Origin of the sequence: Sulfitobacter rhodophyticola (assembly GCF_041281685.2) — a bacterium.
In the GTDB taxonomy this organism is placed as follows: Bacteria; Pseudomonadota; Alphaproteobacteria; order Rhodobacterales; family Rhodobacteraceae; genus Sulfitobacter.
Genome location: NZ_CP166251.2, coordinates 3947751 through 3965089 on the forward strand (window position 1 = coordinate 3947751; position 17339 = coordinate 3965089).

20 protein-coding genes are annotated in these 17339 nt (G+C 63.4%); 1 reads left to right on the forward strand and 19 read right to left on the reverse strand.

Annotated elements, in window-relative coordinates; translation table 11 throughout:
- Window positions 1-73: 73 nt before the first annotated feature.
- From AB4X18_RS20475 to AB4X18_RS20565, 19 genes are all read right to left on the reverse strand, one after another.
- Window positions 74-247: a hypothetical protein gene (locus tag AB4X18_RS20475; RefSeq protein WP_191074526.1), complete on the reverse strand. Its 174-nt coding sequence runs from the start codon at window positions 245-247 to the stop codon at window positions 74-76.
- Window positions 247-858 carry an NADH-quinone oxidoreductase subunit C gene (locus tag AB4X18_RS20480; RefSeq protein WP_370401795.1) on the reverse strand — a complete coding sequence of 204 codons (612 nt, stop codon included), beginning with the start codon at window positions 856-858 and terminating at the stop codon, window positions 247-249. The genes AB4X18_RS20475 and AB4X18_RS20480 overlap by 1 nt, the downstream gene beginning before the upstream one ends.
- The gene (locus tag AB4X18_RS20485) at window positions 855-1178 is read right to left on the reverse strand and encodes a hypothetical protein (RefSeq protein WP_370401796.1); all 324 of its coding nucleotides are present in this window, start codon (window positions 1176-1178) and stop codon (window positions 855-857) included. The genes AB4X18_RS20480 and AB4X18_RS20485 overlap by 4 nt, the downstream gene beginning before the upstream one ends.
- Window positions 1175-1708: a NuoB/complex I 20 kDa subunit family protein gene (locus AB4X18_RS20490; RefSeq protein ID WP_299874697.1), complete on the reverse strand. Its 534-nt coding sequence runs from the start codon at window positions 1706-1708 to the stop codon at window positions 1175-1177. Before AB4X18_RS20490 ends, AB4X18_RS20485 begins: the two co-directional genes overlap by 4 nt.
- A gap of 213 nt (window positions 1709-1921) precedes the next feature.
- Entirely contained in the window at window positions 1922-2314 is a 393-nt protein-coding gene (locus AB4X18_RS20495) for a nuclear transport factor 2 family protein (protein ID WP_370401797.1), read from the reverse strand.
- A gap of 176 nt (window positions 2315-2490) precedes the next feature.
- Window positions 2491-2856, reverse strand: coding sequence for an NADH-quinone oxidoreductase subunit A (locus AB4X18_RS20500; RefSeq protein WP_370401798.1), 366 nt, complete (start codon window positions 2854-2856; stop codon window positions 2491-2493).
- Between the two features lie 176 nt (window positions 2857-3032).
- The gene (locus tag AB4X18_RS20505) at window positions 3033-3497 is read right to left on the reverse strand and encodes a hypothetical protein (protein WP_370401799.1); all 465 of its coding nucleotides are present in this window, start codon (window positions 3495-3497) and stop codon (window positions 3033-3035) included.
- A 125-nt stretch (window positions 3498-3622) separates the two neighbouring features.
- Complete coding sequence (locus AB4X18_RS20510; protein WP_370401800.1) at window positions 3623-4405, reverse strand: crotonase/enoyl-CoA hydratase family protein; 783 nt, start codon at window positions 4403-4405, stop codon at window positions 3623-3625.
- On the reverse strand, window positions 4398-4916 hold the full coding sequence (locus AB4X18_RS20515) for a DUF6653 family protein (RefSeq protein WP_432816969.1): 519 nt from the start codon (window positions 4914-4916) through the stop codon (window positions 4398-4400). The genes AB4X18_RS20510 and AB4X18_RS20515 overlap by 8 nt, the downstream gene beginning before the upstream one ends.
- A 1-nt stretch (window position 4917) precedes the next feature.
- Window positions 4918-5772 carry a hydroxymethylglutaryl-CoA lyase gene (locus AB4X18_RS20520; RefSeq protein ID WP_370401801.1) on the reverse strand — a complete coding sequence of 285 codons (855 nt, stop codon included), beginning with the start codon at window positions 5770-5772 and terminating at the stop codon, window positions 4918-4920.
- Between the two features lie 39 nt (window positions 5773-5811).
- Window positions 5812-6477 (reverse strand): glutathione S-transferase family protein, encoded by a 666-nt coding sequence (locus AB4X18_RS20525; RefSeq protein WP_370401802.1) that lies wholly within the window; start codon window positions 6475-6477, stop codon window positions 5812-5814.
- Window positions 6474-8420 (reverse strand): acetyl/propionyl/methylcrotonyl-CoA carboxylase subunit alpha, encoded by a 1947-nt coding sequence (locus AB4X18_RS20530; protein WP_432816970.1) that lies wholly within the window; start codon window positions 8418-8420, stop codon window positions 6474-6476. The genes AB4X18_RS20525 and AB4X18_RS20530 overlap by 4 nt, the downstream gene beginning before the upstream one ends.
- Window positions 8421-8545: 125 nt before the next feature.
- On the reverse strand, window positions 8546-10150 hold the full coding sequence (locus AB4X18_RS20535; RefSeq protein WP_370401803.1) for a carboxyl transferase domain-containing protein: 1605 nt from the start codon (window positions 10148-10150) through the stop codon (window positions 8546-8548).
- Between the two features lies 1 nt (window position 10151).
- Window positions 10152-10619 (reverse strand): lysozyme inhibitor LprI family protein, encoded by a 468-nt coding sequence (locus AB4X18_RS20540; RefSeq protein ID WP_370401804.1) that lies wholly within the window; start codon window positions 10617-10619, stop codon window positions 10152-10154.
- Window positions 10616-12139, reverse strand: coding sequence for an AMP-binding protein (locus AB4X18_RS20545; RefSeq protein ID WP_432816971.1), 1524 nt, complete (start codon window positions 12137-12139; stop codon window positions 10616-10618). Before AB4X18_RS20545 ends, AB4X18_RS20540 begins: the two co-directional genes overlap by 4 nt.
- Window positions 12140-12155: 16 nt before the next feature.
- Window positions 12156-12476: a hypothetical protein gene (locus AB4X18_RS20550; RefSeq protein WP_370401805.1), complete on the reverse strand. Its 321-nt coding sequence runs from the start codon at window positions 12474-12476 to the stop codon at window positions 12156-12158.
- A gap of 5 nt (window positions 12477-12481) precedes the next feature.
- Window positions 12482-13645: an isovaleryl-CoA dehydrogenase gene (locus AB4X18_RS20555; RefSeq protein ID WP_370401806.1), complete on the reverse strand. Its 1164-nt coding sequence runs from the start codon at window positions 13643-13645 to the stop codon at window positions 12482-12484.
- Between the two features lie 329 nt (window positions 13646-13974).
- On the reverse strand, window positions 13975-15171 hold the full coding sequence (locus AB4X18_RS20560) for a DegT/DnrJ/EryC1/StrS family aminotransferase (protein WP_370401807.1): 1197 nt from the start codon (window positions 15169-15171) through the stop codon (window positions 13975-13977).
- Window positions 15171-15848 (reverse strand): HAD-IA family hydrolase, encoded by a 678-nt coding sequence (locus AB4X18_RS20565; protein ID WP_370401808.1) that lies wholly within the window; start codon window positions 15846-15848, stop codon window positions 15171-15173. The genes AB4X18_RS20560 and AB4X18_RS20565 overlap by 1 nt, the downstream gene beginning before the upstream one ends.
- A 137-nt stretch (window positions 15849-15985) precedes the next feature.
- Here AB4X18_RS20565 and glmU point away from each other — a divergent pair, with 137 nt between their 5' ends.
- Window positions 15986-17338 (forward strand): bifunctional UDP-N-acetylglucosamine diphosphorylase/glucosamine-1-phosphate N-acetyltransferase GlmU, encoded by a 1353-nt coding sequence (gene glmU, locus AB4X18_RS20570; protein WP_370401809.1) that lies wholly within the window; start codon window positions 15986-15988, stop codon window positions 17336-17338.
- The last annotated feature ends 1 nt before the right edge of the window (window position 17339 follow it).

Sequence of the window (17339 nt, forward strand, 5' to 3'; positions counted from 1 at the left end):
ACGGGAACGCGGATGGGCTGTTCCTGACGCTTGCCGAACAGACCCGCAATCAATTCTTCCAGAAACCCAATCATCACAGTTTCTCCAACTCTTGCAGCTTCAGGCCCATCCACCACAGCAGGGCAATTGTGCCGAATGGGACCAGACAGGCGGCGGCCCAGTATTTGTTGATGCCAAAAAACGGCAGCAGCTTGACCATCGGAATAGCCGTCAGTGCTGACAGGATAAGCCACCACACGCCGCCCATCAGCCCTTCGCCTCCTCGGCCTTGTCGTCCCCCGGCAGGATGTATTCCGCACCCTCCCACGGCGACATGAAATCAAACTGACGGTATTCCTGCACAAGGCTGACGGGTTCATAAACCACGCGCTTCTGCGCCTCGTCATAGCGCACTTCGGTATACCCCGTGGTCGGGAAATCCTTGCGCAGCGGATACCCGCGAAAGCCATAATCCGTCAGGATGCGCCGCAGGTCCGGATGGCCGCTGAACAGGATGCCGAACATGTCGAACACCTCCCGCTCGAACCAGTTGGCGCTGGGGTGCACATCCACCAGCGACGGCACCATATCCTTTTCACGCACCGCGACCCGCAAGCGGATGCGGTGGTTCTGATACATGCTCAGCAGGTGATAGACGACATCGAACCGCTTGGCGCGGCCCGCATGATCCACCGCCGTGATATCCACCAATGTGGAGAAACGGCAGGTCGGATCGCCTTTCAGAAACTCCACCAGCCCCGCGATGTTGCCCAGCGTGACGTCTACGTTCAGCTCATCACGGCTCACATCCCAGCCCAGCACGCAATCCGGGCGTTTGGCTTCGATGTAGCCGCCGAGTTCGTTTAGTGCGTCGCTCATGCGCGGGCCTCCTGCAAAATGACGTCGTGAAAGCCAGCATGCGCATCGGCATTCACAAAGAATTGCGCCATGAAATCCGGGATCACGGCGCGGGCCGGATCATCCCCGGCAAACCGCGTGATCGCTTCCATGTCTTCCCATTCCATCAACACGGTCACCGGGCAAGGTTCGGTCTCGCGCTCCGCCAGGAACGTGACGCTGCGGAATCCGTCGATCCGTTTCACATTATCCAGAACACGCGTGCGATAGGTCTCGATCCAGCTGTCCAGATCAGCGCGGCGCACGGTCGCACACCACTTGCGGATCACCGCGTCCTTCATCGCACAATCGTCCCGGTCCGCCGCATCTTGCGCTGAAGCTGCAAAATCCCGTACAGCAGCGCCTCCGCCGTTGGCGGGCAGCCGGGCACATAGACGTCCACCGGCACGATCCGGTCACAGCCGCGCACCACGGAATAGCTGTAGTGGTAATAGCCACCGCCATTCGCACAGGACCCCATTGAGATCACATACCGTGGCTCCGGCATCTGGTCGTAGACCTTGCGCAGCGCAGGCGCCATCTTGTTGGTCAGCGTGCCGGCCACGATCATCAGATCGGACTGGCGCGGGGACGCACGCGGCGCTGTCCCGAACCGCTCAAGGTCATAGCGCGGCATGGAGGTGTGCATCATCTCAACCGCACAACAGGCCAACCCGAAGGTCATCCAGTGCAAGGACCCCGTACGGGCCCAGTTGATGATGTCAGCGGTCGACGTGACAAGGAAACCCTTGTCCTGCAGGGCCGCGTTCAGCTCCTGAGTGGCGACATCGCGGTCGGCACCAGCAGCATTGGGGGAAGTGGCTACGGACATATGTGCCTTGGCTCCAAGGTTTTTGTCATCAGCAAGGCCCACCAATGCGACGGCCCTGCGTTGGGTCGGGTGTATCTCAGCCCCGCCGGAGGGTCAACGCGACAACATTGCAGGCGCGCGCTTATCTGCGGGCTTTTTGACGGCAGGATGGCATGGCGCCAAAAGCGCTTCGAACACGCTTCCAAAATGTGCCTTCTGCGCGCGATTACAAGCTCAGCGGCCTTCGGCCTGCCGCGCATAATCCTCGGCGTCGAACCAGCCGCGCGATGCTTTGACCTTCAGGTCGTCGCCCACTTCCCATTCCTCCCAGCCGCGCACCTTCAGCGGGTGCCCGCTGGCTGCGTCATGCCCCGTGAAGGTCCAGGCGAAAACCACATGCGATCCCGCGCACCGCACATCGTCACAACTCAGCGTGAGGTCAGGCACATCTGCGTAGAACCCCGCCGCCATGTCCTGCACCCGGCCCCGCCCGGTCCATGGGTCGCCGTTGTTGATGATGATCTCGCCGTCCTCCGCATAGAAAGAAGCGACCGCTTCGGCAGATTTGGAATTCCAGGCCGCCGTGTAATCCTTGGCCATCTGTGCCACAGCACGTGCATCCGTCATTGTCCCACCTTTCCCAATTTCAATGAACGTATCATGCCACGCCGCCTGCGTTCGTCCAAAGCTCTTGTGCAAGACCATGATACGCCAGACAAACCTGCGCCGGGGCGGCCCAATGCCATGAAAAAAGCCGCCCCCGATCCGGGGCGGCTTTGGCAGGTCAAGGCGTCAACGCGGGGCTATTGCCACTCAAGCGCGCCCTTTTTCCACTCATAGGCAAAACCGGCCGTCAGCACGGCGAGGAACACCATCATCGACCAGAACCCGACCATTGAAATGTCCTTGAAGGCCACCGCCCAGGGGAACAGGAACGCGATCTCAAGATCGAAGATGATGAACAGGATCGACACCAGGTAAAACCGCACGTCAAACTTCATCCGCGCATCGTCAAAGGCGTTGAACCCGCACTCATAGGCCGACACCTTTTCAGGGTCGGGATTGCGCACGGCAACCACAACGGCAGCCAGAATCAGGATCAGGCCAAAACCGATGGCCACGGCCAGAAAAACGAGGATGGGCAGGTATTCCCGCAACATGTCGTCCAAGAGGAAGCTCCTATCGTCTGCCAGCGGGCGCGCGGCCCCGGATGCCGTCCGACTGAAACGGCTGTGTTCGGTCTACTCCCGTGACATGGCAGGGTCAACCGGAGCCGGGCCCGGATGCCTGCGCATTTTGCCACGGCACCGCAGGGTGCTGCGGGGTGCCGCTCCCCATCGCAAGGTCAGTGAATGCCTTTCCACGCAGGTTCCTTCCTGCGCAGCGTGTCTAGCACGTCGTCGGACACGGTGCGGTCGCTGATCCAAAGGTATTCGACCATCTCCACCGTCAACCCCGATGGCCTGCCCGACCGCGTCACCATGTAACGGATCAGATCCGAATGGTGCACGGCGCCGGTGTCCCTCAGGAAATCCCACTGAAACAGAACCGTTGCGCGATCTTCGGCGTCATGCGTGATTTCCACGATCCGGCCAACCGCCTCCTTGCAGGGGTCCGCCATGACGTTCTCCATCCGCAGCCGCGTGGCCTTCACCACGTCTGGCCAGGTTTCCATCACGACGATCTCTTCCAGAACGTAAGCGATGAACGGAACCGCAAGGTGTGAGGTCAAGCCGTTCAGGTCCTGCGCGTTCATCAACCGGACGACAAATGCGAAATGTCTGCGAATGTCGTCATCGAAATGCGCCAATGCCTTACCCCCTACCCAGCAGGTCCGACGCGGGACCTTCTTTTCCGGTCAAGCCGCCTTGCCGCGCCCTTCACACCTGCCGCACAGAATCAGGCGCCGCATGCACGCTGCATGCCACACTCCCGTCACCTGTTCCACTCAGGCGTGCGTTTTTCGAAAAACGCCCCGATTCCCTCGGCGGCTTCGTCCGTTTCCCAGCGTGCGGCCAGCGCTGCAATCGACATCGCCACCGCGTCCTCACTGGCCATCCCGCCCAGATCCTGCGCCAGCTTCTTGGCCGCCGCCACAGCCCCCGGCGCACAGGCCAGATAGGGCACCACTTCGGCCTCTACCGCCGCGTCCAGTTCCTCTGCCGCAACCGCGCGGGCCAACAGGCCCAGATCCACCGCTTCCGTCGCCCCGAACACCCGGCCCGACATGAACACCCGCCGCGCGCGCCCCTCGCCCATGCGGGCAATCACATACGGGCCGATGGTGGCCGGGATGATGCCCAGCTTCGTCTCCGTCAGCGCCATCTTCAGGCTGTCCACCCCGATGGCCACGTCACACACGCTCGCCATGCCGACACCGCCGCCGAAGGCATTGCCCTGCAACCGCCCGATCAGCGGCTTGGGCAGGCGGTTCAGCGCGCCCAGCATGGTGGCGAGTTTCCCCGCCTCCGCCGCCCGCGTGGGCGCATCCATCCCCATTTGATCCCGCATCCAGCCCAGATCGCCTCCGGCGCAAAACGTCCGCCCCGCCGCAGCCAGCACCACGACCCGCACCACATCATCCGCACCCAGATCAGCAGCGGCCTGCGTCAACTCCGCCAGCATCTGCGCCGACATGGCATTGTGCTTTTCCGCCCGGTCCAGCGTCAGCGTGGCCACCCCGCGCGCGTCCACGTCGATGGAAATCGTCTCAAACATCGCCCATTCCTTCCGGCATTCCGGGCACAACGCGCCCGTCCCGCCTCCAATCCTGCAAAATCCATACCATCCGGTCGATAAACCAAAGCTTCGGCACCATGCACAGGATCGTGCCGTAAACCGCCGCCTGCGCGTTCAACGCCCAAAGCCCCCAAAGCATCACCACCAGCCCCGGAAAGCTCGCGTAAGCCAGCAGCCTGGAGGCCCGCTGGTGATGCGCCGGCAGCGCGTCAAAATGCTTGAGGAACACCCGCTCCCCCAACACCCCCCGCGTCATCCAGTTGTCAAACCGCACGGGCACCGCAAAGACACGCGGGTTCAGCCAGATCCAGACCAACACAACGGCAACCGCCAGCCACGCCCAGACCCCGATCCACACCCGGCTCCACACCGCGAGGGCCAGCATCGGCAGGATCGGCACACGGGTCCAACCGGACCACGGATTCGCATGACGCAACCAGACGGCATCCGACATTCCCATCAACCGCTCCGCCTGCTGCGCCAGTTTCATTCTACCCCCGCATCGCCCGCGCCATCTCGGCCGCCTCTTCCAGCACCGCCTGATCCAGCCCGGTCTGATAGGTCAGCGCCGTCAGATGCGCGTTCACCGCCTCCGTTGCCACGTTCCCCGCCGCTCCTGGCGCAAAGGGACAGCCGCCCAAGCCCCCCACAGCCGCATCAAACACCCGCACCCCCATGCTGAGCGAGGCATCGATGTTGGCCATCGCCCGTCCGTGGGTGTCATGGTAATGCCCCGCCAGACGCCCCACCGGCACCACATCGCGCACCGCCAGCAACATCCGCGCGATGCTGTCAGGCGTGCCCGCCCCGATGGTATCGCCCAGCGAAACCTCATAGCACCCCATCGCGAACAGCTTGTCCGCGACTTCCGCGACTGCCGACGGTGCGACCGCCCCGTCATAGGGACACTCGATCACGCAGGACACATAACCGCGCACCGGAATATCCAGATGCCGCGCGGCTTCCAGCATCGGTTCAAACCGCGCCAGCGATTCCGCAATCGAGGCATTGATGTTCTTCTGGCTGAACCCTTCGGAAGCGGATCCGAAAACCGCAACCTCATCCGCCCCGGCCGCCTGCGCATCGTCGTAGCCGCGCATGTTCGGCGTCAAGGCTGCGTATCGCACGCCGTCGGCCCGCTTGATCCCCGCCAGAACCTCCGCCGATCCGGCCATCTGCGGCACCCATTTGGGGCTGACGAAGGACGCACATTCAATCCGCCGGAACCCCGCATCGGACAGCTTGTCGACCAGCGCGATCTTCTCCGCCACCGGGATCTCGCGCGCCTCGTTCTGCAACCCGTCGCGCGGGCCAACCTCAAAAATCTCACATGCGCCCAAGCTCATTGCCGCCCCTTTTCTGGAATGTCTGATCGCACCAGGGTCTCACTCAACCGGCCATGGCGGATAAAAGTCCTTGTCATAGATCCCCCCTTCCGTTGGCAGGCTTTTGACAAAGCTCTCCCGCTCCGTGATCCGCGCGTACCATTCAGCCAGCGCAGGGTGCTGATCCAGAGTGACGAAAAACCGCGACATGTAAACCGCCTGTCCCACGGAAATATCCGCCGCCGAATATCCCGAGGTCAGCAGATAGTCCCGGTTCTCCACCGGCGTGCTCAACCGTGCCTCGATCGCGTCATAGCATTTGCCGACCCTTGCGGCCTCCAGTTTCATCACGATGGGGCTGCGCATCGCATCCTCGCGTAGCGCCACATGCTGCTGGGTCAGGGCCGCCGTGTGCTGGCTGAGGGTTTCGGCAAAATGCACCCAGACCAGCCAGGCCATCCGGTCCGGGCTGCCCGCCGACCGCCCCATCCGGTCGGGACTGAACCGCTCGCACAGATATTGCGTGATCGCGCCTGTCTCGAACATCCGCTCTCCCTCGATCTCAAGCGCGGGCACACGGCCCGCAGGCGACAGGCTCAGATACTGCGGGTCCCGGAGCGAACGGTCGAAGGCATGCAGATGGACCTGAAATTCAATGTCCAACTCCTGCAGCAACCAAAGCGTCCGCATCGACCGGGTCTGCGGACAGTGATGCAAGACGATCATGCCGCGACCTCCTCTTGCGGCTCAAGCCGCACCAGCGCGGCCCCCGCTTCGACCTGATCGCCTTCGGTGGCCAGCACTTCGGCGACCACACCATCGCGCGCCGCCAGCAGGCTGTGCTCCATCTTCATCGCCTCCAGCACCGCCAACCGGTCGCCCTTGACCACCGCCTGCCCTACCTGCGCATCCACCGCGCGTACCAGCCCCGGCATCGGCGCTTCGATCAGGTTTCCATCACCCGCCGCACCACCAGCGCGGTCCAGCGGATCGACCACATCAAAGACCATGCCATAACCATCAAAGACCGTGACCTGCCCGCCCGCGACCGAAACATCCGGCACCGGCACACCGTCCAGCGTCCACCCCGCCGCGCCGCGCCGTGCCTCGACCTGCGTGTCCGCGACATGCCAGACCTGCAGGTCCGGCCCCTCAACGGCAACTTTCACGACCTGCACCTGATCGCCCCAGCCCAGCGTCACCTGCCGCAGCAAGGGCGCCCAAAGCGTAAATCCCCCCTCCGCCGAAACCGCCTCCAGGCCCAGCGCCGCCATGCCCGCCCGCGCCACATGCCGCGCCTGTGTCTCGGGCACCATCGTCAGCGCGTCGATGTCGCGTGCGATCAACCCGGTGTCGACCTCTCCGCGCCCGAACCCTGCGTGGCCTGCCAGCGCCCCCAGAAACGCCAGGTTCGTCACCGTCCCGCCCACCTGACACCCCGCCAGCGCCGCGCGCAACCGCGCCAGTGCCGCGTCCCGCGTGGGCCCATGCACGGTCACCTTCGCAATCATCGGATCATAGAACGGACTGATGGTATCGCCCGCCCGCACACCCGAATCCGCCCGAGTCTGCGGGGTGAATTCCAGATGGCTCAATGTCCCGGTCGCGGGCAGGAACCCCGCCGACACATCCTCCGCATAAAGCCGCGCCTCAAAGGCATGCCCATCGATGGACAAATCCTCCTGCGCGCAAGGCAGCGCCTCCCCCGCTGCCACGCGCAACTGCCACTCGACCAGATCCACACCCGTGATCGCTTCGGTCACCGGATGCTCCACCTGCAACCGCGTGTTCATCTCCATGAAAAAGAACCCGTCGGCGCGCAATCCATCCGAGCCATCAACGATAAACTCAACCGTCCCGGCCCCTTTATAGCCAATGGCTTGCGCCGCGCGCACCGCCGCCTCGCCCATCGCCTGACGCATCGCCTCTGTCATGCCGGGCGCCGGCGCTTCCTCGATCACCTTCTGATGCCGCCGTTGCAGCGAACAATCCCGCTCAAACAGATGCAGCGCACGGGTGCCGTCGCCAAACACCTGAACCTCGATATGCCGCGGCTGAGAGACGAATTTCTCCACCAGAACATCCGCATTGCCGAACGCCGTTTTCGCCTCAGACCTTGCAGACTGCAACGCCGCCTGAAACCCGCCCGCATCCTCGACCAGTCGCATCCCCTTGCCGCCACCGCCCGCCACCGCCTTGATCAACACCGGATATCCGATCTTGCCCGCCTCCGCGGCCAACAGATCATCGGACTGGTCGCTGCCATGATACCCCGGCACCACCGGCACGCCCGCCTCAACCATCAAAGCCTTGGCGGCATCCTTCAGCCCCATCGCCCGGATCGCATCCGCCGACGGCCCGATGAACACCAACCCGGCCTTCTCGACCGCCTCCACGAAATCAGGATTCTCTGACAGAAAACCATACCCCGGATGAATGGCCTGGCACCCGGTATCCAATGCGGCCTGAATGATCACATCCCCCCGCAAATAGCTTTCCGCAGGCGCTGACCCGCCAATATGCACCGCCCGGTCCGCCATCGCCACATGCTTGGCCCCGGCATCCGCATCCGAATAGACCGCGACGCACGCCACCCCCATGCCCCGCGCCGTCTCCATCACCCGGCACGCAATCTCGCCCCGGTTCGCAATCAGGATCGTCTCAAACATCAAACACCAATCTCCATTTTCATATGCAGGCCGTCACCCCCAACATCTTTTCTCCAAAAATATCCCGGGGTCCGGGGCAGAGCCCCGAAATTCACGACGCCTGCAAAACAAACCGCACGCCGGTCTCACATCCGGAACACCCCAAATTTCGTCTCCTCAATCGGCGCATTCAAACTCGCCCGCAAACTCAGCGCCAGCACATCCCGTGACTTGCGCGGATCGATCACCCCGTCGTCCCACAACCGCGCAGACGCATAAAGCGGATGGCTCTGCTCCTCGAACATATCAATTGTCGGCTGCTTGAAGGCGGCTTCCTCCTCGGCACTCCACGCCTCGCCCGCGCGCTCCATCGCGTCGCGCTTCACCGTCGCCAGCACCCCCGCCGCCTGCGGCCCTCCCATCACCGAAATCCGCGAAGAGGGCCAGGTCCACATGAACCGCGGCTGATAGGCACGGCCCGCCATCCCGTAGTTCCCCGCGCCAAAGGACCCGCCCACGAGCATGGTGATCTTGGGCACGTTGGTACAGGCCACCGCCGTGACCATCTTGGCCCCGTGCCGCGCGATCCCTTCGTTTTCGTACTTCTGCCCGACCATGAACCCGGTGATGTTCTGGAGGAAAACCAACGGGATATTGCGCTGAGAACACAACTCCACAAAATGAGCGCCCTTTTGTGCGCTCTCCGAGAACAGCACGCCATTGTTGGCAACGAACCCGACCGGACAGCCCTTCACATGGGCAAACCCGGTCACAAGAGTCTCGCCAAACCGCGGCTTGAACTCATCAAAGCGCGACCCGTCCACGATCCGCGCAATCACTTCGCGGATGTCATAGGGCGTGCGCAGGTCGCTGGGCACCACGCCCAGGATCTCCGCCGGATCGAAAGCCGGTTCCTCAGCCGCCTGCCACTGCACGGTCGCAGGCTTGGCCCGGTTCAACTGCCCCACCGCCCGCCGCGCCAAGGCCAAAGCATGGGCATCATCCTCCGCCAGATAATCCGCCACGCCTGACAGCCGCGTGTGCACATCCCCGCCGCCAAGATCTTCCGCAGACACAACTTCCCCCGTCGCCGCCTTCACCAACGGCGGCCCGGCAAGGAAGATTGTCCCCTGTTCCTTTACGATGATCGTCACATCCGACATCGCCGGAACGTAAGCCCCGCCCGCCGTACAAGACCCCATCACCACCGCAATCTGCGGGATTCGCTTCGCGGACATCCGCGCCTGATTGTAGAAAATCCGCCCAAAATGATCCCGGTCCGGAAACACCTCATCCTGGTTGGGCAGGTTCGCCCCGCCACTGTCCACGAGGTACACGCACGGTAGATGGTTCTCCGCCGCAATCTCCTGCGCTCGCAGGTGCTTCTTGACGGTCATGGGGTAATACGTCCCGCCCTTCACCGTGGCATCATTGCAGATCACCATCACGTCCTGCCCCGCAACGCAGCCAATGCCCGCAATCACCCCCGCACAGGGGGCCGCCCCGCCGTAAAGCCCGTGACCCGCCACAGCACCCACCTCAAGAAACGGAGACCCCGCATCCAGCAAATTCGCCACCCGCTCCCGCGGTAACATCTTCCCCCGGCTTTCATGCCGCGCGCGGGACTTTTCGCCACCGCCCAGCGCCGCTGCCGCCGCCGCGTCGCGGATCGTGGCCAAAGCCTCCAGATGTGCGGCTTCATTTGCCTTGAATGCCTCTGATGACGGCAAGGCCTGTGAAGTCAGTTTCATGCTAAAATTCCTTCATATCGCGCAATTCGATGGCCCGCTGCGCGGTCATGACCATCATGCAATTCGCAGCCACAATGCTGCGCAACGTACCATCCGCATAGCGCCCGTATGCCAGCGCACATTCCGCATCGCGGTAGGCAATCCACGCACGTTGCGCCCCCAACAGCATGTCATTCAACGGGGTCTGACCCGCAAACCGCCCCTGAAACGCCCCGCGCACCGCCTTGTATTCCCGGTTCAGGATCTGGTCCCAGACCGCTGTTTCCGCCTGAATACATTGGGAAATCCCAATCGTGGTATCAAACCCCTGCGACTGGCAGGCCCCCGCTGCATTGCCCAAACACACTGGCGCGACCTCCCCCGGTCCGGCAGCGGCAAAGCAGCCTTCGACCATCCCCGGATCGACCGCTTGCGCATTGGCGCTCCCGCAGAAAAGGCCCAGCAGCACGATGCTCAATATCCGCCTCATGCCGCATCTCCCTCAGCCACAGCCATCGCCCTTAACTCCCGCCGTATCACTTTCCCCGTCACCGTCATCGGCAGTGCCTCCAAAAACGCAATTTCCCTTGGGTATGAATAACGTGCCAACCGTTCCTTCACCCAACCCTGCAACTCCTCAACCCCAACCGAAACCCCCGGCTTCAACACCACATAAGCCTTCACCACCTCCGTCCGCAGCGCATCCGGCTTCCCAACAACCCCACAGGTCGCCACCCCCGGATGGGTCAGCAAACAATCCTCGATCTCCGCCGGCCCAATGCGATACCCAGCGGAGGTAATCACATCATCCTCCCGCCCCACAAACCGCAGGAAATCCCCTTCCCAGACACCCCGATCCCCGGTCACCATCCAGTCCCCGCGAAACTTCTCTGCCGTCGCCTCCGCCCTGTTCCAATAGCGCAGCATCATCGACGCCGACCCCCGCCGCACCGCCACATCGCCTTCCATATCCGCAGGCGCGCCCGCCGCATCAATCACCGCCACCTCATGCCCCGGCACCGCCTTGCCAATGCAGCCAGGCCGCACCGCAAAATCCACCCCGCAGGAGGACGCCACCATATTGCACTCCGTCTGGCCGTAGAACTCATTGATATCCAACCCGAAAGCCTGCCGCCCCCAAGCCAGCATCTCCGCCCCCAACGGCTCCCCGCCGCTCGCCACGGACCGCAGGCCCGGCACCACCGCCCCTTCCGCCTTGAGCATCCGCAAGGCCGTTGGCGGAAAGAACACGTTGCGCACCCCGCCAGCGGCCAACACGTCCTGACAGCCATCAATCGAAAACTTCGCCATCCGCGCCGCCACCACCGGCACCCCCAGCGCCAGCCCCGGCATCAGCACATCGAACAACCCGCCAATCCACGCCCAATCCGCAGGCGTCCACAGACAATCACCGGGCTGGCCCAGATGGTCATGGCTCATCGCCACGCCGGGCAAATGCCCCGTCAACACCCGGTGCCCATGCAACGCCCCCTTGGGCGCACCTGTGGTGCCGGAGGTATAGATCAGCACCGCCGGGTCGTCGGCGGCGGTATCCGCAAAGGCCACCTCCGCCCCCTCCCGGCCCATCTCCTCCACGATCGCGGCCGCAGCCAGCCCCCCCAGCAAATCCGCCCCCTCCGCATCCGTCAACACGATCCCACACCCCGCATCCCCCACCCGCGATGACAGCGCATCGCGCTTGAACAACTTGAACAAAGGCACTGAAATACAACCGACTTTCCAGATCGCCAGATGGGCCGCCGCACACCGTGGCGATTGGCTCAGCAAAACCCCGACCCTGTCCCCCCGCGCCACGCGCGCCAACAGCGCCCGCGCAATCCCGTCGGCCATCTCCTCCAGCGCACCAAACGTCACATCCCGCCGCGTTTCCCCCGTCAGATCAATCACCGCAACTTGATCCGCCGGATGCGCCAGACACTGCGCCGCCATGTTCAGCCGCACAGGCACGTCCCATGCCCCCTGCGGCGTCAGACCCGGCAATTGTGTCATCGCATCCTCCTCCGTTTCAGGTCTGCGGCGCGGTCGGGGTGGGGCTGGCTCTGTCCCTGTATTCCAGCCCGCCAAACCGGTTCACATGATAACTGCGCACCCCCTCGGGCCCGGCACAGACCACCACAATCCAGATCCCCGGCTCGCCCCTGCCGGGGCGCGCATGACAATCGGCCAACGCGGCCCCGGAACCGGTTTCCGCCACATAATCAGCGGCATACCGGTTGATCACATCCGTCTCCGTGATCGTCGCCGCAATGAACCCCAACCGAAACACATAGATCGCCCCCACCAGCGTCAGCAGCGCAAAAGGCGCCCACCACAACCAGCGCGGCACGGCCCTCAGCCCATCGCCGCCATCATCTCGCGCCCGACCAGCATCCGCCGGATTTCCGAGGTGCCCGCGCCGATCTCCATCAGCTTGGCATCGCGGAAGATGCGGCCCACCGGGTTGTCATTAAGATATCCCGCCCCGCCCAGTGCCTGCACCGCCTGATGTGCCTGTTTCATCGCCTCTTCGGAGGCATAAAGGCAGCACGCCGCGGCATCAGCGCGGGTCACATCGCCCCGGTCGCAGGCCTGCGCCACCGCATAGACATACCCGCGCGCGGAATTCATCGCGGTGTACATATCGGCCATCTTGCCCTGCATCAGCTGAAAGTTTCCAATGGGTTCGCCGAACTGACGGCGCTCCGCCATATAGGGCATGATCTCATCCAGGCAGGCGGCCATGATGCCCAGACCGATACCGGCCAGCACCACCCGCTCATAATCCAGCCCCGACATCAGCACGGCCACCCCGCGCCCTTCCTCGCCCAGCACGTTCTCGAACGGCACTTCACAATCGTCAAAGATCAGCTCCGCCGTGTTCGATCCCCGCATCCCCAGCTTGTCGAAATGCGGAGAGGTGGAAAACCCCTTCATCTCCTTCTCAATCAAAAACGCGGTGATCCCCTTGGAGCCCGCATCCGGATCGGTCTTTGCATAAACCACCAGCGTATCCGCATCCGGCCCATTGGTGATCCAGTACTTGTTGCCGTTCAGACGGTAATGATCATTGCGCTTTTCCGCATGCAGCTTCATCGACACCACATCACTGCCGGCCCCCGCTTCCGACATGGCCAGCGCGCCGACATGTTCGCCCGAACACAGGCCCGGCAGGTACTTTTCCTTCTGCTCCTGCGTACCGTTCAACCGGATCTGGTTCACGCAAAGATTCGAATGCGCCCCATAGGAAAGCGACACCGAAGCAGACGCCCGCGCGATCTCCTCCACCGCGACCGTATGCGCAACATAGCCCATGCCGGAGCCGCCGAATTCCTCCTCAACCGTCATGCCCAGCAGGCCCAATTCACCCATCTCGCCCCAAAGCGCTGCGGGAAACTCGTTCTTGGCATCCACCTCCGCCGCCATCGGCTTGACGCGCTCCTGCGCCCAGCGGTGCACCATCTCACGCATCGCTTCGACATCTTCGCCCAAATCAAATTTCATGCTGGCGGTGAACATGGCAGAACCCTCCCCGGTCAGTTTATTGAACACTTGTTCATTACCTAACGCCAACCCCGCCACCGGTCAAGCGTTCCGTCCCTCATCTCTGGTCTGACGCTGCCCTTGCTTGAGCACGGAGCAGGCGAAAGGACAGCGCTTGGACAAGAAAAATCACGGAGGCTCCCAGCTTGCTGGGATACCGTTATTTTACTTGTCCAGGGGATGGCGTTTTGCCAGAACCGAGATCACGCACGGGCAGCGTCAGACCCTCTGGGATGATGAGCCCGCAGCGCCAAAACAAAGAATGGTGTGCGGCGCAGCCGCTCCTTTGGATCACGCCAACCAACTCACGCCGCCGCCTGATAGACCGCACTGACCTCCGCCCGAATGATCCGCGCAATCAGTGCGCAATCCTCAATGGTGAACGTCAACGGCACCCGCATATCGACAATCCCCGCCAACACCCGGTCACTCACCGGCATCGCAGGCGCGTCCACATACTTCCAACTGTCGTACCGGCTGGTAAAGCCCACAGGCTCCGCGCCGCCGAACCACTTCAACTCCACCCCGCGCGCCGCGCAGCGGGCCAGCACGTCCTTCACGTGATGCTCCGCCCAGTCCAGCAACAGGAACTGGATGGACGATCCCACGATGGTCTCCTTCTGCGGCCGCTCGATCACCCGCAGCCCCGGCGTGCCGCGCAAGCCCTTCTCAATCTCATGGTACCGTGCGTTCCAGCGGACGCACCGGGCCTGCAGATCACGCAACTGCGGGCGCAGGATCGCCGCGCGCAGGTTGTCCATCCGCCCCGAGATATTGGGCGTCTCGTATCTGATCTGCGCAAAAGCCTCCGGCGGCGGGGCCGCAGCATGCCGCCCATATAACATATAAGACCCCGACAGCATGACCGCGCGCGCCGCGACCTCCGCATCATCGGTGACCAGCAAACCGCCCTCACCTGAATTCACATGTTTATAGGTCTGGCAGGAATAACATCCGACCTTGCCTTGCGTCCCCGATGGCACACCCTTCCACGCCGCCCCCATGGTATGCGCGCAATCCTCGATCACGGTCACGCCCGCCGCGTCGCAGATCGCCATCAGCGCTTCCATATCCGCCAGATGGCCCCGCATATGGCTCAACAACAACACATCTGCCTGATCCGCCTTCGCCGCGAGATCCTCCAGATCAATCACAAGGCTCTCGGTCACGCCCACAAACACCGGCACCGCGCCCACGGCAGCAATCGCACCGGGCACCGGAGCCAGCGTAAAGGCATTGGTCAACACCCGGTCACCGGGCCTGACCCCGATCGCGCGCAGGGCGGTGGCCATCGCATACCCGCCTGACGCCACTGCAACACAGTATTTCGACCCCGTATAAGCGGCAAACTCCTGCTCCAGCAGCGCGGTCTCCGCCACCTCGCCATGGGCCGTATTGTACCGATGCAACCGGCCGGACCGCATTACCTCGATCGCCGCTGCAATCGCCTCCTCGGGGATGGGTTCCTGCTGGGTGAAACTGCCTTTGAAGACCTCCGGCATCACGCGACCCTCCCGATCAAATCCTCGACGATACCGGGCAGATGCGCATAGTCGTGCAGCAACGCCTCCGGTTCCAGCGCGGCCATGTCCCCGCCCGCAGGCCCGAAAGTAACCAGTACACAGGGCACGCCAGCCGCCCGCGCTGTATTCCGGTCGGTATGGGTATCGCCCACCAGCAGACAGGACGCAGGATCGCCGCCCGCGCGCCGCGCGGTTTCGAACAGGTGCTCGGGATCAGGCTTGCGCACCGGCAGCGTATCCGCCCCCAGCATCGCATCAAAGGCACTGCGCACCCCCAACCGGGTCAGCAGCAGTTCGGCCAGCCCCTCGGGCTTGTTGGTGCAGATCGCCACCCGGTAGCGCGCCGCCTTCAACACCTCCACCGCCGCCATCGCACCGGGATAGAGCACCGTGCAGCTGTCGATATCGCGGGCATAGGCCTCCAGCAGCTTGGGGTAATAGGCATCCAGCGTCGCGGTGTCGCGCGCCCGGTCCAGCCGCTCCAGACCCAGCGTCAGCATCGCCCGCCCCCCGCGCAAGGCAGTGCCCGCATCCAGCCTTGGGTCCAGCATATCGCCCACACCCATGTCGCGGAAACACACGTTGGCCGCAGCAATCAGATCGCCGCTGGTGTCCGCCAGCGTGCCGTCCAGATCAAAGACAACCGTCTTTCCCATATCACCCCTTCGGCGGAACCCCGCCATCACGCTTTGGCCTGATGTTGCAACCCGCAACCTTGTTTGATGGGCACGAGCCTTGCGCCTTTGTGCGAAGCGCGTAAAGAGAAAGCAAGACAGAGCATAAAGAGACTGACATGAAAACGGCATTGATCATCCTCGCCGCAGGCAAGGGCACACGGATGAATTCGGACCTGCCCAAGGTCCTCCATCCCATCGCCGGGGACGCGATGCTGGTGCACGCAATGGCCTCCGGTGCCGCGCTGAACCCGGAGCGGTCGGTCGTGGTCGCAGGCCACGGGGCCGACGCGGTGCGGGCGGCAGCGCTGGCCCATGACCCGGCGGCCATCGTGGTCGAACAGACCGAACAGAAGGGCACAGCCCATGCCGTCATGCAGGCCGCACCCGCACTTGACGATTTCGACGGCATGGCCGTTGTCCTTTACGGCGACACCCCCTTCATCCAGCCTGAAACCCTGACCCGCATGGCGCAGGCGCTGGCCAGCAACGACATCGTCGTGCTCGGGTTCGAGGCGTCCGATCCCGCCCGCTATGGCCGGTTGATCCTGCAGGGACAGTCGCTGGAACGCATCGTGGAATACAAGGACGCCACCGAAGCGGAGCGTGCCATTACCCTGTGCAATTCCGGCGTCGTGGCCGCCCGTGCCGACCTGCTGTTCGATCTGATCGATGACGTGGGCAACGACAACGCGTCACAGGAATACTACCTGACGGACATCGTCGGCATCGCCCGCGACCGGGGCCTGTCCGCCACCGCCGTGACCTGTGCGGAGGAAGAAACGATGGGCGTGAATTCCCGCGCTGATTTGGCGCAGGCCGATGCCGCCTTTCAGGCCCGCGCGCGCGCCGCCCTGATGGAGGACGGCGTGACGCTCAGCGCGCCTGATACGGTCTATCTGTGCCGTGATACGGTGATCGGGCGCGACACGGTGGTGGAACCCAACGTGGTCTTCGGCCCCGGCGTGACCGTGGAAAGTGGTGCCACGATCCGCGCGTTTTCGCATCTGGAAGGCTGCCATGTGTCGCGCGGCGGCATTGTCGGCCCCTACGCCCGCCTGCGCCCGGGTGCCGAACTGGCCGAAGACGTGCGCATCGGCAACTTCGTCGAGGTCAAGAATGCCCAGATCGCCGAAGGCGCGAAGGTCAACCACCTCAGCTATATCGGCGATGCGCACATCGGGCGGCACAGCAACATCGGTGCCGGCACGATCACCTGCAATTATGACGGCGTGATGAAGCATCACACCCACATCGGAGATCGTGTTTTCATCGGCTCCAACACCATGCTGGTGGCCCCTGTTTCGGTGGGCGACGGCGCAATGACGGGCAGCGGTTCGGTGATCACCTCAGACGTGGAACCCGACGCGCTGGCCCTTGCCCGTGCACCACAGGTCGAAAAACCGGGCATGGCCCGCAAATTGTTCGAAATGTTAAAGGCCAAGAAGGCCAGAGCACAAAGAGGCAGCTGAA